The organism is Rhodoferax sp., assembly GCF_028715765.1.
In the GTDB taxonomy this organism is placed as follows: Bacteria; Pseudomonadota; Gammaproteobacteria; order Burkholderiales; family Burkholderiaceae_C; genus Rhodoferax.
Genome location: NZ_JAQURE010000058.1, coordinates 1 through 16,144, shown reverse-complemented (window position 1 = coordinate 16,144; position 16,144 = coordinate 1). Strand labels below are relative to the sequence as shown.

At 54.4% G+C, this 16,144-nt stretch carries 17 protein-coding genes and 1 tRNA gene; 16 read left to right on the top strand and 2 right to left on the bottom strand.

Annotated elements, in window-relative coordinates; genetic code table 11:
• Both tatB and tatC read left to right on the top strand, forming a co-directional pair.
• A partial coding sequence (tatB, locus tag PHT20_RS14820; protein WP_301021125.1) for a twin-arginine translocase subunit TatB occupies positions 1–339 on the top strand: 339 nt, incomplete at its 5' end.
• Positions 339–1,115: a twin-arginine translocase subunit TatC gene (gene tatC, locus PHT20_RS14815; protein WP_301021124.1), complete on the top strand. Its 777-nt coding sequence runs from the start codon at positions 339–341 to the stop codon at positions 1,113–1,115. The genes tatB and tatC, both read left to right, overlap by 1 nt.
• Before the next feature lie 72 nt (positions 1,116–1,187).
• On the opposite strand, the gene PHT20_RS14810 is transcribed toward tatC, so the two are convergent.
• The gene (locus PHT20_RS14810; RefSeq protein WP_301021123.1) at positions 1,188–2,330 is read right to left on the bottom strand and encodes a trypsin-like peptidase domain-containing protein; all 1,143 of its coding nucleotides are present in this window, start codon (positions 2,328–2,330) and stop codon (positions 1,188–1,190) included.
• A gap of 77 nt (positions 2,331–2,407) precedes the next feature.
• On the opposite strand from PHT20_RS14810, the gene PHT20_RS14805 reads away from it, so the two are divergent.
• From PHT20_RS14805 to PHT20_RS14765, 9 genes are all read left to right on the top strand, one after another.
• A complete protein-coding gene (locus PHT20_RS14805; protein WP_301021122.1) occupies positions 2,408–2,785 on the top strand; it encodes a hypothetical protein in 378 nt (125 codons plus the stop codon).
• 60 nt (positions 2,786–2,845) lie between these two features.
• Entirely contained in the window at positions 2,846–3,604 is a 759-nt protein-coding gene (locus PHT20_RS14800) for a Nif3-like dinuclear metal center hexameric protein (RefSeq protein ID WP_301021121.1), read from the top strand.
• Between the two features lies 1 nt (position 3,605).
• On the top strand, positions 3,606–4,676 hold the full coding sequence (gene pdxA, locus PHT20_RS14795; protein WP_301021120.1) for a 4-hydroxythreonine-4-phosphate dehydrogenase PdxA: 1,071 nt from the start codon (positions 3,606–3,608) through the stop codon (positions 4,674–4,676).
• Between the two features lie 99 nt (positions 4,677–4,775).
• Positions 4,776–5,390 carry a ubiquinol-cytochrome c reductase iron-sulfur subunit gene (petA, locus tag PHT20_RS14790; RefSeq protein WP_301021119.1) on the top strand — a complete coding sequence of 205 codons (615 nt, stop codon included), beginning with the start codon at positions 4,776–4,778 and terminating at the stop codon, positions 5,388–5,390.
• A gap of 11 nt (positions 5,391–5,401) precedes the next feature.
• Positions 5,402–6,802 carry a cytochrome bc complex cytochrome b subunit gene (locus PHT20_RS14785; protein ID WP_301021118.1) on the top strand — a complete coding sequence of 467 codons (1,401 nt, stop codon included), beginning with the start codon at positions 5,402–5,404 and terminating at the stop codon, positions 6,800–6,802.
• 15 nt (positions 6,803–6,817) lie between these two features.
• A complete protein-coding gene (locus tag PHT20_RS14780) occupies positions 6,818–7,507 on the top strand; it encodes a cytochrome c1 (RefSeq protein ID WP_301021117.1) in 690 nt (229 codons plus the stop codon).
• Positions 7,508–7,613: 106 nt separating this feature from the next.
• Positions 7,614–8,225, top strand: coding sequence for a glutathione S-transferase N-terminal domain-containing protein (locus PHT20_RS14775; RefSeq protein ID WP_301021116.1), 612 nt, complete (start codon positions 7,614–7,616; stop codon positions 8,223–8,225).
• A 17-nt stretch (positions 8,226–8,242) separates the two neighbouring features.
• On the top strand, positions 8,243–8,743 hold the full coding sequence (locus tag PHT20_RS14770) for a ClpXP protease specificity-enhancing factor (RefSeq protein WP_301021115.1): 501 nt from the start codon (positions 8,243–8,245) through the stop codon (positions 8,741–8,743).
• Between the two features lie 52 nt (positions 8,744–8,795).
• Positions 8,796–8,871: transfer RNA gene (locus tag PHT20_RS14765), tRNA-Thr, on the top strand.
• 4 nt (positions 8,872–8,875) lie between these two features.
• On the opposite strand, the gene PHT20_RS14760 is transcribed toward PHT20_RS14765, so the two are convergent.
• Positions 8,876–9,181 carry a hypothetical protein gene (locus tag PHT20_RS14760; RefSeq protein WP_301021126.1) on the bottom strand — a complete coding sequence of 102 codons (306 nt, stop codon included), beginning with the start codon at positions 9,179–9,181 and terminating at the stop codon, positions 8,876–8,878.
• 21 nt (positions 9,182–9,202) lie between these two features.
• On the opposite strand from PHT20_RS14760, the gene PHT20_RS14755 reads away from it, so the two are divergent.
• From PHT20_RS14755 to PHT20_RS14735, 5 genes are all read left to right on the top strand, one after another.
• A complete protein-coding gene (locus PHT20_RS14755) occupies positions 9,203–10,177 on the top strand; it encodes a M23 family metallopeptidase (RefSeq protein ID WP_301021114.1) in 975 nt (324 codons plus the stop codon).
• Positions 10,178–10,367: 190 nt separating this feature from the next.
• Positions 10,368–13,112 (top strand): preprotein translocase subunit SecA, encoded by a 2,745-nt coding sequence (secA, locus tag PHT20_RS14750; RefSeq protein WP_301021113.1) that lies wholly within the window; start codon positions 10,368–10,370, stop codon positions 13,110–13,112.
• A gap of 85 nt (positions 13,113–13,197) precedes the next feature.
• A complete protein-coding gene (argJ, locus tag PHT20_RS14745; protein ID WP_301021112.1) occupies positions 13,198–14,427 on the top strand; it encodes a bifunctional glutamate N-acetyltransferase/amino-acid acetyltransferase ArgJ in 1,230 nt (409 codons plus the stop codon).
• The gene (locus PHT20_RS14740) at positions 14,424–15,305 is read left to right on the top strand and encodes an ATP-binding protein (RefSeq protein ID WP_301021111.1); all 882 of its coding nucleotides are present in this window, start codon (positions 14,424–14,426) and stop codon (positions 15,303–15,305) included. The genes argJ and PHT20_RS14740 overlap by 4 nt, the downstream gene beginning before the upstream one ends.
• Complete coding sequence (locus PHT20_RS14735) at positions 15,302–15,766, top strand: NUDIX domain-containing protein (RefSeq protein WP_301021110.1); 465 nt, start codon at positions 15,302–15,304, stop codon at positions 15,764–15,766. Before PHT20_RS14740 ends, PHT20_RS14735 begins: the two co-directional genes overlap by 4 nt.
• Positions 15,767–16,144 lie beyond the last annotated feature (378 nt).

Below are 16,144 nucleotides of genomic sequence, written 5' to 3'. Positions count from 1 at the left end.
GAGGTCAACCGCTCGATGGCGCTTGATGAACTCAAAAAAATGAAGGACTCGGTGGAAAGCGCTGCCAAAGATGTCGGTCAGTCCATCAAGTCCGGCACCGATGATTTTGAAAAAACCTGGGCTGAAGCCACCAGCGTGGCCTCTGACGGTCATTCATCGGATTCAGACTACCGTGTGTCATTGCCAGAGCCTGTGCCAGAGTACCGCCACCCCAAGAAAAATTGGCGTCTCAAACAAGGTGCCACGCCCAACTGGTACAAAGCCCGCGCGGGTGTGCGAACCCGTGCCCTGTCGGGTGCTGCCCGAGTGGCACGCTACCGACCAACCAAATTCAATTGATGTCTGATTCCCCTGAAAAAAAAGACGAACTTGCCGGTACTGAGCAGCCGTTTGTGAGCCACTTGGTTGAGTTGCGCGACCGCTTGGTCAAGGCGGTGATGGCCATTGCCGTGGTGGCGATTGCGCTGGGGGTGTACCCCGGTCCGGCGGCGTTGTATGACCTGATGGCTGCGCCATTGGTGGCTCATTTGCCCAAAGGCGCCACCATGATCGCTACATCGGTCATCTCGCCCTTCATGGTGCCCCTCAAGGTGCTGATGATGACGGCTTTCATGATTGCTTTGCCAGTGGTGCTGTACCAACTGTGGGCGTTTGTGGCACCTGGTTTGTACGCGCATGAAAAAAAATTGGTGCTGCCGTTGGTGGTGTCGAGCACGTTGCTGTTTTTTGTCGGTGTGGCGTTTTGCTACTTTTTTGTGTTTGGTCGGGTGTTTGCATTCATTCAGAGCTTTGCACCGGCCAGCATCACGGCTTCACCTGACATTGAAGCTTATCTGGGCTTTGTGCTGTCGATGTTTTTGGCCTTTGGCATGGCGTTTGAAGTGCCGGTGGTGGTGGTGGTGCTGGCGCGCATGGGCATCTTCAGCGTGCAGAAGCTCAAAGACTTCAGGGGTTATTTTGTCGTGTTGGCGTTCATCATTGCGGCCATTGTCACGCCGCCGGATGTGGTGTCGCAGCTGGCGCTGGCCATACCGATGGTGGCTTTGTACGAAGTGGGTATTTGGGCGGCGCAAATTTTCATCCGCCACACCCAAGCCCCTGAAGCCACTGAATAATCAAGTGTCAAATCGGCCTCTAGGCCATACAGATAAAGCTTAGGCAGCTATTTTTTAAATAGCAATTTGAAGTTATTGTTGAGGCGCTCTGGGTTTAGGCCGCACGCCTGGTACCACCTGCAAGCTGATCTTGCCAGTCGGGCGTTGAACTTCAAAGGTGGACGCTGTGGCGGGTTTGAGTGCTGCCACTTGCGTCAACAACTCGGCCACGTTGCGTGTGGCTTTGCCCGCCACGGCCACCACCACATCGCCTGGCTTCATGCCGGCTTGCGCGGCGGGTCCGTTTTGCAACACGCCGGTGATGATGACACCTTGCTGAGCTTCAATGCCAAAGGTTTGCGCCAATTCAGGCGTGAGTTCATTGGGCTCTACGCCGATCCAGCCGCGCGTGACCACGCCGTCTTTCACAATGCCTTCCAGCACCAGTTTGGCGGTTGACACCGGAATGGCAAAACCAATGCCCATGCTGCCGCCCGAGCGCGAGTAAATGGCGGTGTTAATGCCCAACAAGTTGCCGTTGGTGTCCACCAGCGCACCACCCGAGTTGCCGGGGTTGATGGCGGCATCGGTCTGGATGAAGTTCTCAAAGGTGTTGATGCCCAGCTGGTTGCGCCCCAGCGCGCTGACAATGCCGCTGGTCACGGTCTGCCCCACACCAAACGGGTTGCCGATGGCCAGCACCTGGTCGCCCACTTGCAGGTTGTCAGAGTTGCCCAGCACGATCACGGGCAAGCGATCCAGGTCAATTTTCAGCACGGCCAGGTCGGCATCGGGGTCGGTGCCAATGACTTTGGCGCGGGCGTGACGGCTGTCGTTCAAGATCACGTCAATTTCATCAGCGTTTTCAACCACGTGGTTGTTGGTCAAGATGTAGCCGTCAGGGCTCACTATCACGCCGCTGCCCAGCCCCACTTGGGGTTGGTTTTGCTGCTCACCAAAAAAGAATTTGAACCACGGGTCAGCGCCATGTGGGCTTTGGCGAGCGTTTTTGCTGGTGTTGATGCTCACCACCGCCTGGGATGATTTTTGCGCGGCCAACCTGAAACTGCCCACGGGCACAGCGGTGGCCGCGCTGGCGGGCACCTCCAGCACTGCCACGTTGCCGTTGCGGCCTGCATGCAAGTCAAGCCATTGGGGTTTGAGCGTGCCCACCACAAAATAAGCAGCCAGCAAGACGGTGACGGATTGAGAAAAAAGCAACCAAAAACGTTTCATGGGCAAGACCAACAGGCTCAGGTAGGGTGAAGGAAGGAGAAAACAGATATAAATTGTAGGTCTCAGACCTTATTTCAATGACCAAGTTCCCCCTCATCCTTCACACCCAGCCGCAAGCACCGGCCAAGCCCGCTTTGAGTGCCGTTTGCAATGGCTGTGGCGTGTGCTGTTTGCTGGAGCCTTGTCCTTTGGGTGTGGTGCTGTCGGGCTCCCGCACTGGCGCGTGTGTGGCTTTGCGCTGGGATGAAGATCAGGAACTTTACCGTTGCGGTGCCATGACAGACCCCTTGGCCGTGGTGCAAGCTCGGTTGGCTGACAGCCTGGCGTTTGCCGCGCCTGTGTTGGCGCACGCATTGACACGTGTGGCACCGCGTTGGGTGGCCGCTGGCACAGGCTGCGATTGCAGTGTGCAGGTGTTGGCGTCACCCGCGGCCGATGCACATGGCTCGGCATGAGTGTGGCGGTGGCAACGCCAGCTCTTATGATTTGGCCTTCTCACCAATGGCGACCCACGCATGATTTCAAGACCTGATTTGTTGACCACCTTCAATGGCTTGCTGCAGCCTGAACGCTTTCGCGACTACGGCCCAAACGGTTTGCAGGTGGAAGGGCGCATGGAGATTGGCAAAATTGTTTCTGGGGTGACGGCCAGCCGGGCGTTGATTGAGGCCGCCATAGCCGCTCATGCCGATGCCATTTTTGTCCACCACGGCTTGTTCTGGCGCGGACAAGATGGCTGCGTCACCGGCTGGATGAAGCAGCGACTGGCCTTGCTGCTGGCACATGACATCAACTTGTTTGCTTACCATTTGCCGCTGGACGCGCATCCAGAGCTGGGGAACAACGCGCAATTGGGGTTGCAACTGGGGTTGGTGGTGCAAGCTCAGTTTGGTGAGCAAAACCTGGGGTGTTTGGGGCAGCCTGCCAACGGCATTGCCTTTGCGTCGGCACAAGCTTTGGCAGACCGCGTATCTTTTGTATTAAATCGGCCTGTAGTGCTTGTTGATCAAGCTCAAGTGGCTATTAAAAAAGTAGCATGGTGCAGTGGCGGTGGCCAAAGCTACTTTGAAGCCGCCATGGCCGCTGGTGCCGATGCTTTCATCACTGGCGAAATTTCTGAGCCCCAGGCGCACTTGGCACGCGAATGCGGGGTGGCCTTCATTGCCTGTGGCCACCATGCCAGCGAGCGCTATGGCGCGCCTGCGCTGGCGGCGCACGTGGCGGCGCAATGTGGGCTAACGCACGAATTCATTGACATTGACAACCCGGCCTGACATGACCTCTTCAAACCACAAACCTTTGCGCCCCATGGCTATCACCATGGGAGACGCCGCTGGCATTGGGCCAGAAATCATCGCCAAAGCGTTTCAGGATTCGCCGCAAGACTGCCTGGGCTGTTTTGTGGTGGGTGATGTGCCGACTCTGCGCCGCGCTGCCGCAGTGGTGGCACAGGGCGGCATTTGTTTGCCCGTGTTAGAGCTTTCTGCGGCGCAAGATGCGCTTCATGTGCCGCCGCGCTGTTTGCCGGTGTTGCCGGTTTATTCAGGGGAACAAGCAGCCGTGCCGCCAGTGGCATTTGGCCAGCTCAGTGCCCACGCAGGACAGATGGCGGGTGATTGTGTGGCGTGGGCAGCGCGCGCCGCGTTGCGCGGCGAGGTGTCGGCGCTGGTCACGGCACCGTTGAACAAAGCGGCGCTGTCGATGGCTGGCGGTTGGCTGGCCAGTTTTCCAGGCCACACGGAGATGTTGCAGGCGCTGGCAGCAGAGCATGCGCATACGCCTGTGGCACAGATGCCGGTGCGCATGATGTTGGCCAATGACGAGTTGCGTGTGGTGTTGGTCAGCATCCATGTGGCTTTGCGCGAGGCTTTGGCGGCAGTTACTTTTGAGAATGTGTTGCAGACACTGCTGATTACCCATCGCTCGCTGTCTGCCGTGTTGGGGCGTTCGCCTACCATCGGTGTGGCAGGTTTGAACCCGCATGCTGGCGAGGGCGGTTTGTTTGGGCGCGAAGAAATTGACGTCATTCTGCCCGCCGTGCATGCGGCTCGCGCGCAAGGAGTGCAGGTCAGTGAACCGATCGCACCTGACACGGTGTTCATGCGCGCTCGGAGCCAGCCAGGACGGCCGGGTGAGTTTGATGTCGTGGTGGCCATGTACCATGATCAAGGCTTGATTCCGGTGAAATACTTGGGGGTAGACAAAGGGGTCAACGTCACATTAGGGCTGGCGCTGGTGCGCACTAGCCCAGACCATGGCACCGCTTTTGACATAGCAGGTACAGCACAGGCAGATGCTGCAAGTTTGGTGCAAGCCATTCGCATGGCCAGGCAGCTGTGTGGATAACCTACACGCAAAAGCTGAATCGCGTGGCTTACCGGGGGAGGTATCTCAGTTAGAATCTAGGGTTGTTACCTACAGTGATCTTTATCTTTGAGGATTCCCATGAGTGAAAGTCTTGCCGACAATATTTCTCTTGACTCCAGCAAACGAACCTGGCTGATTGCATCCGGTTGTGCTGGCGCTGTAGGTGGCCTAGCCGCTGCAGTACCTTTTATCAGTTCCTTCCAGCCTTCCGAGCGCGCCAAAGCCGCCGGAGCTGCTGTAGAAGCCGATATTTCAAACTTGAAACTCGGTGAAAAAATGACGGTGGAATGGCGCGGCAAGCCTGTTTGGATTGTGCGTCGTACACCTGAAATGTTGGCCGCCTTGCCCACAATTGACAGCCAATTGGTTGACCCCAATTCGACGCGTAAACCGGCCGAACAAGCGCCTGAATACGCGCGCAATGCCACACGCTCTATCAAGCCCGAAGTTTTGGTCGTGGTTGGTATCTGTACACATCTGGGCTGCTCGCCTAATGACAAGTTCACGACGGGTCCACAGCCATCGTTGCCAGATGATTGGAAGGGTGGTTTCTTCTGCCCATGCCATGGTTCAACTTTTGATTTGGCTGGACGGGTGTTCAAGAACAAGCCGGCACCAGACAATCTTGAGATTCCGCCGCATATGTACCTCTCAGACACCAAGTTGCTCATTGGTGACGACAAAAAAGCCTAAGGACACAAAACATGGCTACTTTTCACGAAATTTCCCCCAACGCCTCAGCTGGCGAAAAAGCTTTGAATTGGGTTGATAACCGTTTTCCGCTCTCCAAGCTGTTCAAAGAACACATGAGCGAGTACTACGCGCCCAAAAACTTCAACCTTTGGTATATCTTTGGCTCACTTTCGCTCTTGGTGTTGGTGATCCAAATTGTCACGGGTATCTTTTTGGTGATGCATTACAAGCCAGATGCTGCTCTGGCATTTGCCTCAGTGGAGTACATCATGCGCGATGTGCCATGGGGCTGGTTGATCCGCTACATGCACTCTACTGGCGCGTCGGCTTTTTTTATAGTGGTGTACCTGCACATGTTCCGCGGCTTGATGTATGGCAGCTATCGCAAACCACGTGAATTGATTTGGATTTTTGGTTGTGCCATTTTCTTGGCGCTGATGGCCGAAGCCTTCATGGGTTACTTGTTGCCATGGGGACAGATGAGCTACTGGGGTGCCCAGGTGATTGTGAATTTGTTTTCAGCCATTCCCTTTGTTGGTCCTGATCTGGCTCTGTTGATTCGTGGTGATTTTGTGGTGGGAGATGCCACTCTGAATCGTTTCTTCAGCTTCCACGTGATCGCCGTACCGCTGGTTTTGTTGGGCTTGGTGGTGGCGCACATCATTGCGTTGCATGAAATAGGCTCCAATAACCCAGATGGTGTTGAGATCAAAGCCACCAAAGATGCCAACGGTATTCCGTTGGACGGCATTCCGTTCCACCCCTACTACTCAGTACACGACATATTTGCCGTGAGTCTGTTCTTGTTTGTGTTTTCGGCCATCATCTTTTTTGCCCCTGAAATGGGTGGCTATTTCCTGGAGTACAACAATTTCATTCCTGCAAACCCCTTCCAGACTCCATTGCACATTGCACCTGTTTGGTATTTCACGCCTTTCTACACTTTGCTTCGTGCTGTCACCACTGAAATGATGTATGTGCTGATGGCCTGTGTGGTTGCTGGTGCCCTGTTGGCAGTCGCCAAGATCAAAATGCCGGCACTTTTTAAAGGCTTGGTTGTGGGTGGTGCGGTCGTGGTGTTGGCCATGATGATGGCCATCGATGCCAAATTTTGGGGTGTTGTGGCTATGGGCGGTGGGGTTGTGATCTTGTTCTTCTTGCCTTGGTTGGATAACAGCCCAGTGAAGTCGATTCGTTACCGCCCCACTTGGCATAAAGTTTTATATGGTGTGTTTGTGGTGAACTTTTTCATCATTGGTTTTCTGGGAACACAGCCGGTCTCTGTGATTTATGGCCGCATTTCACAGTTGGGTACGTTGTTTTACTTTGGATTCTTCCTTTTGATGCCTTGGTGGAGTCGTCTTGGAACTTTCAAGCAAGTTCCAAACCGTGTCAATTTCAAGGCTCACTGATCCGGAGATCACGAAATGAAAATTATGAGTTTTACTCAAAAAGTAGTGTTGGGTTTGGTTTTGACTTTTGGGTTTGGGTTTGCTGCTCAAGCCAACACAGAAGGTGTTGCTTGGGATAAAGCGCCCGACAAGATCAACGATCAGGCTGCGCTGCAAAATGGTGCCAAAGTTTTTGTCAACTACTGCTTAAATTGCCATTCCGCTGCCTTCAATCGTTTCAATCGTCTGCAAGACATTGGCTTGACTGCTGACCAAATCAAAGACAATTTGTTGGTCACTAACGCCAAAATTGGTGATACCATGAAGGCAGCTATTGACCCACAGCAAGCCAAAGCTTGGTTTGGTGTCAATCCCCCCGACTTGACTGTGATTGCACGTTCTCGCGCAGGCGCTGGTGGTACGGGTGCTGATTACTTGTACACGTACATGCGTGGTTTCTACCCTGATGAAACCAAGCCCACGGGCTGGAATAATCATGTGTTTCCCAATGTGGCCATGCCGCATGTGTTGTGGGAAATGCAAAGCAGCATGACGCCTGCCCAATATGATCAGACCATTGGTGATTTGGTGAACTATTTACAATGGATGTCAGAGCCAGCGCAAACAGCTCGAAAAAACATGGGCAAATATGTTTTGATCTTCTTGGCTGGCTTGATTTTCCTGACCTGGAAACTCAACAGTGCTTACTGGAAAGATGTCAAATAAAACAACAAGTTGATGTGGTGATGTGCATGTGAATGCACACCCTATTCATTACAGAGTGGGCAGGTGATGAACCTCCCGCTCTTTTATTTTTTAAGGAGCCTCCACCATGATGGTGCTTTATTCAGGGACGACTTGTCCCTATTCTCATCGCTGCCGTTTCGTCTTGTTTGAAAAAGGCATGGATTTTGAGATACGTGACGTGGACTTGTACAACAAGCCTGAAGACATCAATGTCATGAATCCTTATGGTCAAGTTCCCATTTTGGTTGAGCGCGATCTGATTTTGTATGAATCAAACATCATCAATGAGTACATTGATGAGCGTTTCCCTCATCCTCAGCTCATGCCCGGTGACCCGGTGGATCGCGCGCGCGTGCGCCTTTTCCTTTTGAATTTCGAGAAAGAGTTGTTCACCCATGTGTCCACGCTTGAGTCTCGTACATCAAAAACCAATGAAAAAGCATTAGAAAAGGCGCGTGCTCATATTCGTGATCGGTTGACTCAGTTGGCGCCCGTGTTTTTGAAGAACAAATTCATGTTGGGTGATGGTTTTTCAATGCTTGATGTCGCCATTGCACCGTTACTGTGGCGCTTGGATTACTACGGCATTGAACTCAGTAAGAATGCCGCCCCTTTGCTCAAATATGCGGAGCGAATTTTTTCTCGTCCAGCCTACATTGAGGCATTGACACCCTCTGAAAAGGTCATGCGCAAGTAATCAGTGATGGGTATCGAATGAAATCAGAAGCACAGACCACCTCAACACGTCCCTACCTCATTCGTGCGTTGCACGAATGGTGCGTAGACAACGGGTTGACGCCCTATGTCACGGTGTGGGTAGATAACACCGTGCAAGTGCCTCGAGAATTTGTCAAAGACGACGAAATTGTCCTCAATGCAAGTTTCGATGCCACCATGGGGCTCAAGCTTGGCAACGAATTCATTGAATTCAAAGCCCGGTTTGGTGGCGTGGTGCGTGAAATTTTCATACCCATTGACCATGTGGTAGCCATCTTTGCGCGTGAAAATGGTCAAGGCATGGCGTTTCCGAGGGTCGAGTCATCGGTGAGGGCGCAAGAAGCTGTGACTTCTGAGTCCGTACCCAAACCAGCTTCTGTGCAATTGGCAGCTGTTGAACCGACCAGCACGGCGGCTGAATCGGTTTCTGCAACCTCTTCCGACGCCTCTAAAACCAAACCGTCCGCTAGGCGTCCAGCACTCACAAGAATCAAGTAAATTGCAAGTTTGCATCAGAAATAACTGCAAACATGTATAGAATCTCGGTTTCGCCGATTTAGCTCAGTTGGTAGAGCAACCGCCTTGTAAGCGGTAGGTCGTCAGTTCGAATCCGACAATCGGCACCAATTTTCAGTCTCCGCGACGCACCTTCAGTCGAATAGATTTCACCTCAAGGGAATGTGTTCTGAGGTGAGCTTCAAAAGCTGGCAGCAACTGGCGCAATTTGGCAGCTGTTGTGTTGTTTGACAGCAGCAGACACCACACCCCCTCTTCAAACGGCCCAGCCTGCACTTGGTGACGAAATGTTGCCGGTATCAAAGTGCTGATGGTTTGCAAGCGCACATTAGATTCCCGGTGCAGTTCCATCAGCCTTGCCAGTCCCGGATTGTTTTGGCTGGCTTGCAGCAAAGTCACTGACGGTGAGCGGCGGTTCATGAACGTGGCAAAGGGTTTCGCATGCATTTAATTATCACGGATGCTTGGTTAGCCAAATCTCGGGCTGTGCACTTGTCAGGTCTGCAGTTGGTGACTGCTTTTTTGGTGGGCGCCTTGATTGTGATGTTGCTTGCCTTGAGCCTCTACCACTGGGTGTTTCTTAAAGGCGCTCGTGAGGGTTGGCCGGTTGTAGGCACTTTGGTCAAATTGGTGACCAAAGATGAATTTGATCAGCGTGAACGCTTCTTGCGTGAAAATTTGGATGTGATGGCACGTCGCATGGGCGAAATGCAAGCCAAGCTCACACAGCTTGAATCCTTGGGTACTCGCGTGGCCAGTCTTGCAGGCATCAATCCAGCAGAGCTTCAAGCGCAAGCCGGCAGCGGCGGTGTACAGATTGGCGCGCACGCGCTCACGCTCTCTGAAATTCAACTTACTTTGGATGAACTGGAGCATGTGACACATCAGCGCACCGACCTGCTCACCATCATAGAGTCGCGCTTGTTTGATCGCAAAATGAAAAGCCTGATGATCCCAACGCAAAAGCCTGTGGCTTTGGCTGAACTGGGTTCTGCATTCGGCTGGCGAATTGATCCTTTTTCAGGGCGCTCGGCCTTGCACACCGGCCTGGATTTCCCCGCCACTGTTGGAACGCCCATTTTGGCGGCGGCCGGTGGTGTGGTGGTGGTGCAAGAATTTCATGCAGAGTATGGCAACATGACCGAAATTGACCATGGCAATGGCTTGGTGACCCGCTACGCACATGCTTCCAAAACATTTGTGAAAGTGGGTGATTTGATCAAACGGGGTCAAAAAATTGCCGAAGTGGGCACCACCGGGCGCTCAACCGGCTCACATCTCCATTTTGAAGTGATGGTGAATGGGGTTTTTCAAGACCCACAAAAGTTTTTGTCAGGTCGTCCAAATCCGCAGAGCTCACAACTTGCCCAGACGGCCAAATCGGCTTCAACCACGGGTGCCAATCAAGTTCATTGAACGCCACTGCCCGTTGTGCATTTCAATCACCCAAGGCATGGCCTTGGCAACAGTAAAATGCCATGAACCAAGAGTGGGTGCGGGCTTGATGAGCTTGCGTTTTATCTTGTGATCCCCATTTCAGTTAGATCGTAATTAAAGGATTGGGCGGCCATTTGCTTGTTGTAAGCGGGTGGTGCGCCCTGAATGCATGGCCACCAATTTCCTCACAAAAATTTTCGGCAGTCGCAATGACCGCCTGCTCAAAAAATACCGCCAAGTTGTGGCCAAAATCAACGCATTGGAGTTGGGGTTTGAAAAACTCACAGACGATCAATTGCGTGGCAAGACCCAGGAATTCAAAGACCGTTTGGCCGCTGGCGAAGCGCTAGACGCTCTATTGCCAGAAGCTTTTGCGGTGGTTCGTGAAGGCTCCAAACGAGTCATGAAATTGCGCCACTTTGATGTGCAGATGCTCGGCGGCATGTCGTTGCACAACGGCAAAATTTCCGAAATGGGCACCGGTGAAGGCAAAACGCTCACGGCAACGCTGCCGGTTTACCTCAACGCCCTGTCTGGCAAAGGGGTGCACGTGGTCACGGTGAACGACTACCTTGCCAACCGTGATGCCCAATGGATGGGCAAGCTATACAACTTTTTAGGTTTGTCGGTGGGCATCAACCTGCCCAATATGCCGCGTGAAGAAAAGCAAGCCGCTTACCGTGCAGACATCACCTACGGCACCAACAACGAATATGGTTTTGACTACTTGCGCGACAACATGGTCTACGAAGCCGCTGACCGGGTGCAACGTGGCCTGAACTATGCCATTGTAGACGAGGTGGACTCCATTTTGATTGATGAAGCGCGCACACCGCTCATCATCAGCGGTCAGGCCGAAGACCAAACCGACCTGTATCAAGCCATCAAGTTGATCGTGCCGCAGCTCGAAAAACAAGAGGGCGAAGCCGACCCGCATACCGGTGAAGGCATCACCAAAGAAGGCGACTTCACCATTGACGAAAAAAGTCACCAAGTGTTTTTGACCGAGCGTGGCCATGAAAATGCCGAACGCATTTTGGCTAGCATGGGCATGCTGCCTGAGGGCGCCAGCCTGTACGACCCGGCCAACATCACCTTGATGCACCATCTGTACGCAGCCCTGCGCGCCCAGCATCTTTACCACCGTGACCAGCACTACGTGGTACAAGCCGGTGAGGTTGTGATCGTGGACGAATTCACGGGCCGCTTGATGACCGGCAGGCGTTGGAGCGAAGGCTTGCATCAGGCGGTTGAAGCCAAAGAAGGAGTGGCCATTCAGCCTGAAAACCAGACCATGGCCTCCATCACCTTCCAAAACTACTTCCGTTTGTACGGCAAGTTGGCGGGCATGACGGGCACTGCCGACACCGAAGCCTATGAATTTCAAGAAATTTACGGTCTGGAAACGGTGGTCATGCCACCCAACCGCCCCAGCCGCCGAGATGACCAGTTAGACCGGGTTTACAAAACAACACGTGAAAAGTACGTGGCTGCCATTAACGACATTCGTGAATGTTACGAGCGTGGTCAGCCGGTTTTGGTGGGCACCACCTCGATTGAAAACTCAGAAATCATTGCCGATTTGCTGGTCAAAGAAAAATTACCGCATCAGGTGCTCAATGCCAAGCAACACGCCCGCGAGGCCGACATCGTGGCGCAGGCGGGTCGTCCCAAAATGATCACCATTGCCACCAACATGGCAGGCCGTGGTACCGATATTGTGCTGGGTGGCAACATCAGCAAAACCATTGAAGCGCTTGAGGCTGACGAGGCATTGAGTGAGGCTGAACGCCAACAAAAAATGGATGAAGTGCGCGCCCAGTGGGCCAAAGACCATGAACTGGTCACCGCGCTGGGTGGCCTTCGCATCATTGCCACCGAACGCCATGAGTCGCGCCGCATCGACAACCAATTGCGTGGCCGTTCTGGCCGCCAGGGCGACCCAGGCTCATCGCGCTTTTACCTCAGCCTAGACGACTCACTGATGCGCATCTTTGCCGGTGACCGGGTCAAGGCCATCATGGACCGTCTGAAGATGCCCGAGGGCGAAGCCATCGAGGCCGGCATTGTGACCCGCTCCATTGAAAGCGCGCAGCGCAAAGTTGAGGCGCGTAACTTTGACATGCGCAAGCAATTGCTCGAATACGACGACGTCGCCAACGACCAGCGCAAGGTGATTTATCAGCAGCGCAATGAAATTCTGGATGCCACCAACCTGGCCGCTCAAATTCAGTCGCTGCGCGAAGGTTGTTTTGAAGATATGGTGCGTCAGTATGTGCCTGCAGAGTCAGTAGAAGAGCAGTGGAATTTACCCGCACTTGAGCGTGTTTTGGCTGATGAATGGCAGCTCACCTTGCCCTTGCAGCACCAAGTCAATGCCGCCAGCGCCATCACCGACCACGACGTGCTCGACGCCGTGCGTGCGCATGCCAACCAAGTGTTTGACGACAAGGTCACGCAGGTCGGCGCTGACAACTTCACCCAATTTGAGCGCATGGTGCTGCTGCAAAGCATCGACACCAATTGGCGCGACCACCTCAGCGCGCTGGATTACTTGCGCCAAGGCATCCACCTGCGCGGCTACGCCCAAAAGCAGCCCAAGCAAGAGTACAAACGCGAAGCCTTCGAGCTGTTTGGCCAAATGCTTGACTCGGTCAAAAATGAAGTCACCAAAGTGCTGATGACGGTGCGCATCCAGTCCAACGAAGAAGCTGCCGCTGCTGCTGTTGAACTTGAAAACCGTGCCGAGCGCGTCAGCAACGTCACCTACAGCGCACCCACCGCCACGGGTGAAGTCGAAACCACTGTCGATGCGGCCACCGTCAAGGCTGAAGTACCGCGTGTGGGACGCAATGATCCATGCCCTTGTGGCAGCGGCAAAAAATACAAACAGTGCCACGGCAAACTGTCGTGATCGCTTGAATCTTTCAAAATCGGGCTTCGTGCCCGATTTTTTTTCGAACAAAACCAACTCATACCCTGAAATTTGAAAGCCACTCATGTCTGTCAACCTGTCCAACCCCAACCCTGCTGAGTTGTTTCCCATTGCTGGCGTGCGCATTGGCGTGGCCGAGGCGGGCATTCGCAAAGCCAACCGCAAAGACCTCACCGTGGTGCTGATCGACGCAGGTGCAAGCGTGGCAGGGGTGTTCACGCAAAACCGGTTTTGTGCGGCTCCAGTGCAAATTTGCCGTGACCATTTGACTCAAAATTCTGGCATTCGCGCCATGCTCATCAACACCGGCAACGCCAATGCCGGCACCGGTGAAGATGGCCGCGCCAGAGCCCTGCACACCTGCCAAACGCTGGCTGCTCACTTGCACATCCAAGCCACACAAGTGCTGCCGTTTTCAACCGGTGTGATCATGGAAACCCTGCCGATTGACCGGCTCGAAGCTGGCTTGCCCGCCGCCTTGGCAGCTGCCAAGCCAGACCAATGGCTGGATGCCGCCCAAGCCATCATGACCACCGACACCGTGGCCAAAGCCTTTGGCGCACAGGTGCAGATTGACGGCGCGACCATCAGCATCACCGGCATCAGCAAAGGCGCTGGCATGATTCGCCCCAACATGGCCACCATGCTGGGCTTCATGGCCACCGATGCCTGCGTCAGCCAAACTGTGATGAAACAACTGGCCACCGAGCTGGCTGAAGGCTCATTCAACCGCGTCACGGTCGATGGTGACACCTCCACCAACGACTCTTTCGTGGTGATTGCCAGCAACCAGGCCAAGCATGCGCCCATCACCTCCCTAGACAGCGCCGCCGGGCAAGCATTGAAACAAGCCATGCTGGGTGTGGCGCAAAAGCTGGCGCAAGCCATCGTGCGAGACGGCGAGGGCGCGACCAAGTTCATCTCCATTCGGGTCGAAGGTGGCAAAACCCAGGCCGAGTGCCGCCAGGTGGCCTACGCCATTGCGCATTCGCCCTTGGTCAAAACCGCATTTTTTGCCAGCGACCCCAACCTGGGCCGCATTTTGGCCGCCGTTGGCTATGCCGGCATTGCTGACCTGGACCAGACCGGCATTGAGCTGTATCTGGATGATGTGCACGTGGCTAGCCAAGGCGGGCGCAACCCTGACTACCGTGAAGAAGATGGTCAGCGTGTCATGAAACAAGCCGAGATCACGGTGCGCGTGGCCTTGGGTCGGGGCGATGCCGCCGATACCGTATGGACTTGCGACCTCAGCCACGACTATGTGTCCATCAACGCCGACTACCGCTCATGAACGCTGCTTTCGAGCACCTGCTGCAACGTGCTGAGCAGCTTATCACCCGCATCGAATCGGTCTTGCCGCAGCCGCCCCAGCAGCCCGACTGGACGGCTTCAAGCGCCTTTCGCTACCGTAAGCGCAGCTCTGGCCGAGCCACCTTGGAACCGGTGCGCCATGTAGGTGCCATGGCGCTCACTGACCTGAAGGAAATTGAGCCGCAAAAAGAAAAAATCTTGCGCAACACCCGCCAATTCGTCAGCGGCCAGCCCGCCAACAATGTGTTGCTGACAGGCGCGCGCGGCACTGGCAAGTCGTCTTTGATACGCGCCTGCCTGAACGAACTTGCCACCCAAGGCTTGCGCCTGATTGAGGTTGACAAAGCCGATTTGACCGACCTGCCCGACATCGTGGATTTGGTCTCAGAGCAGCCTTTCAAGTTCATCGTGTTTTGCGACGACCTCAGTTTCGAGGACGGCGAACCCGGTTACAAAGCGCTCAAGTCCATTTTGGACGGCTCTGTCGCTGCCACCACTGCCAATGTGCTGATCTATGCCACCAGCAACCGCCGCCACCTGTTGCCTGAGTACATGAAAGAAAACCTCAGCTACACCCACACGGCCGACGGCGAAGTGCATCCTGGCGAGAGCGTGGAAGAAAAAATCTCGTTGTCAGAGCGCTTTGGGCTGTGGGTCAGTTTTTATGCGTTTTCGCAAGACGAGTACCTGGCCATCGTGGCGCAGTGGTTGCAATCATTTGCAGTGCCCGCGCCAGCCATTGAAGCTGCCCGTGCGCAAGCCTTGGTGTGGGCGCTGGAGCGCGGTTCGCGCAGCGGCCGCGTGGCCTACCAATTCGCCCGCGACTACGCTGGCCAACACGCCACATCTGCCCCATGAAATCGCCCTTGGTCGCAGATGCCCAACTTCCGCGCGAAGGGGGTGCAGAGCGCGCCGTGGTTGACGTGGCCGTGGGCGTGCTGATCCGCCCAGACGGCGACTTTTTATTGACCTCGCGCCCAGTGGGCAAGGTGTATGCCGGTTACTGGGAATTCCCCGGTGGCAAGTTCGAGGCCGGTGAAACCGCAGAGCAAGCGTTGCGGCGCGAACTGTTTGAAGAACTGGGCATTCACACACAGCGCATCGAACCCTGGCGGCAAATGCTGATGGACTACCCACACGCCTTGGTGCGACTGCACTTTTGCAAGGTTTGGCAATGGTCGGGCGAGTTGCAAATGCGCGAGGATCAGTCCTTTGCCTGGCAACGCCTGCCGGTGACAGTGTCGCCAGTGCTGCCCGGCACCGTGCCTGTGTTGACCTGGTTGGCCGAAGAGCGTGGCTTTGTAGGTGCTACGTTTTAAATAGCTATTGGCGCTTGATATCAAAGCTCTAGAGGCTAATTTCTTATGTATTTTCAAGTGGGTATGCGGGCAAGCTGTATCCAGTTTCTTGACCATCTGCCCTGATTACCTCCCCTGGTGCACGCTTGAAATGGCAGCAGTCGCACCCTGATCTCTGTCAGGATTGCGTCTGGGTGTTGGATGGGATCGCAGTTCTGAAAGAAGCGTACCAAGCTATTCAGGCGTGTTGCGCTGTGGGCTATAGTGCAGGTGCAGCACACTGACCCAGCAGCAGAGTTGGTGTAAAAACTTGGGTGCTGGTATTTCTTGGAACTGTTATGACCATTCACACTAACGAAAATCGTCGATAACCCATATTCCATGCGGATTTCAGAGAGT

Bases quoted from the DNA above. Each gene is read 5' to 3' on its own strand.
- PHT20_RS14780 (WP_301021117.1), top strand. From the start codon at position 6,818: ATGAAAATTATGAGTTTTACTCAAAAAGTAGTGTTGGGTTTGGTTTTG.
- PHT20_RS14785 (WP_301021118.1), top strand. From the start codon at position 5,402: ATGGCTACTTTTCACGAAATTTCCCCCAACGCCTCAGCTGGCGAAAAA.
- secA (WP_301021113.1), top strand. From the start codon at position 10,368: ATGGCCACCAATTTCCTCACAAAAATTTTCGGCAGTCGCAATGACCGC.
- PHT20_RS14770 (WP_301021115.1), top strand. From the start codon at position 8,243: ATGAAATCAGAAGCACAGACCACCTCAACACGTCCCTACCTCATTCGT.
- argJ (WP_301021112.1), top strand. From the start codon at position 13,198: ATGTCTGTCAACCTGTCCAACCCCAACCCTGCTGAGTTGTTTCCCATT.
- PHT20_RS14810 (WP_301021123.1), bottom strand. From the start codon at position 2,330: ATGAAACGTTTTTGGTTGCTTTTTTCTCAATCCGTCACCGTCTTGCTG.
- PHT20_RS14740 (WP_301021111.1), top strand. From the start codon at position 14,424: ATGAACGCTGCTTTCGAGCACCTGCTGCAACGTGCTGAGCAGCTTATC.
- PHT20_RS14805 (WP_301021122.1), top strand. From the start codon at position 2,408: ATGACCAAGTTCCCCCTCATCCTTCACACCCAGCCGCAAGCACCGGCC.
- PHT20_RS14755 (WP_301021114.1), top strand. From the start codon at position 9,203: ATGCATTTAATTATCACGGATGCTTGGTTAGCCAAATCTCGGGCTGTG.
- PHT20_RS14775 (WP_301021116.1), top strand. From the start codon at position 7,614: ATGATGGTGCTTTATTCAGGGACGACTTGTCCCTATTCTCATCGCTGC.
- PHT20_RS14760 (WP_301021126.1), bottom strand. From the start codon at position 9,181: ATGAACCGCCGCTCACCGTCAGTGACTTTGCTGCAAGCCAGCCAAAAC.
- tatC (WP_301021124.1), top strand. From the start codon at position 339: ATGTCTGATTCCCCTGAAAAAAAAGACGAACTTGCCGGTACTGAGCAG.
- petA (WP_301021119.1), top strand. From the start codon at position 4,776: ATGAGTGAAAGTCTTGCCGACAATATTTCTCTTGACTCCAGCAAACGA.
- PHT20_RS14735 (WP_301021110.1), top strand. From the start codon at position 15,302: ATGAAATCGCCCTTGGTCGCAGATGCCCAACTTCCGCGCGAAGGGGGT.
- PHT20_RS14800 (WP_301021121.1), top strand. From the start codon at position 2,846: ATGATTTCAAGACCTGATTTGTTGACCACCTTCAATGGCTTGCTGCAG.
- pdxA (WP_301021120.1), top strand. From the start codon at position 3,606: ATGACCTCTTCAAACCACAAACCTTTGCGCCCCATGGCTATCACCATG.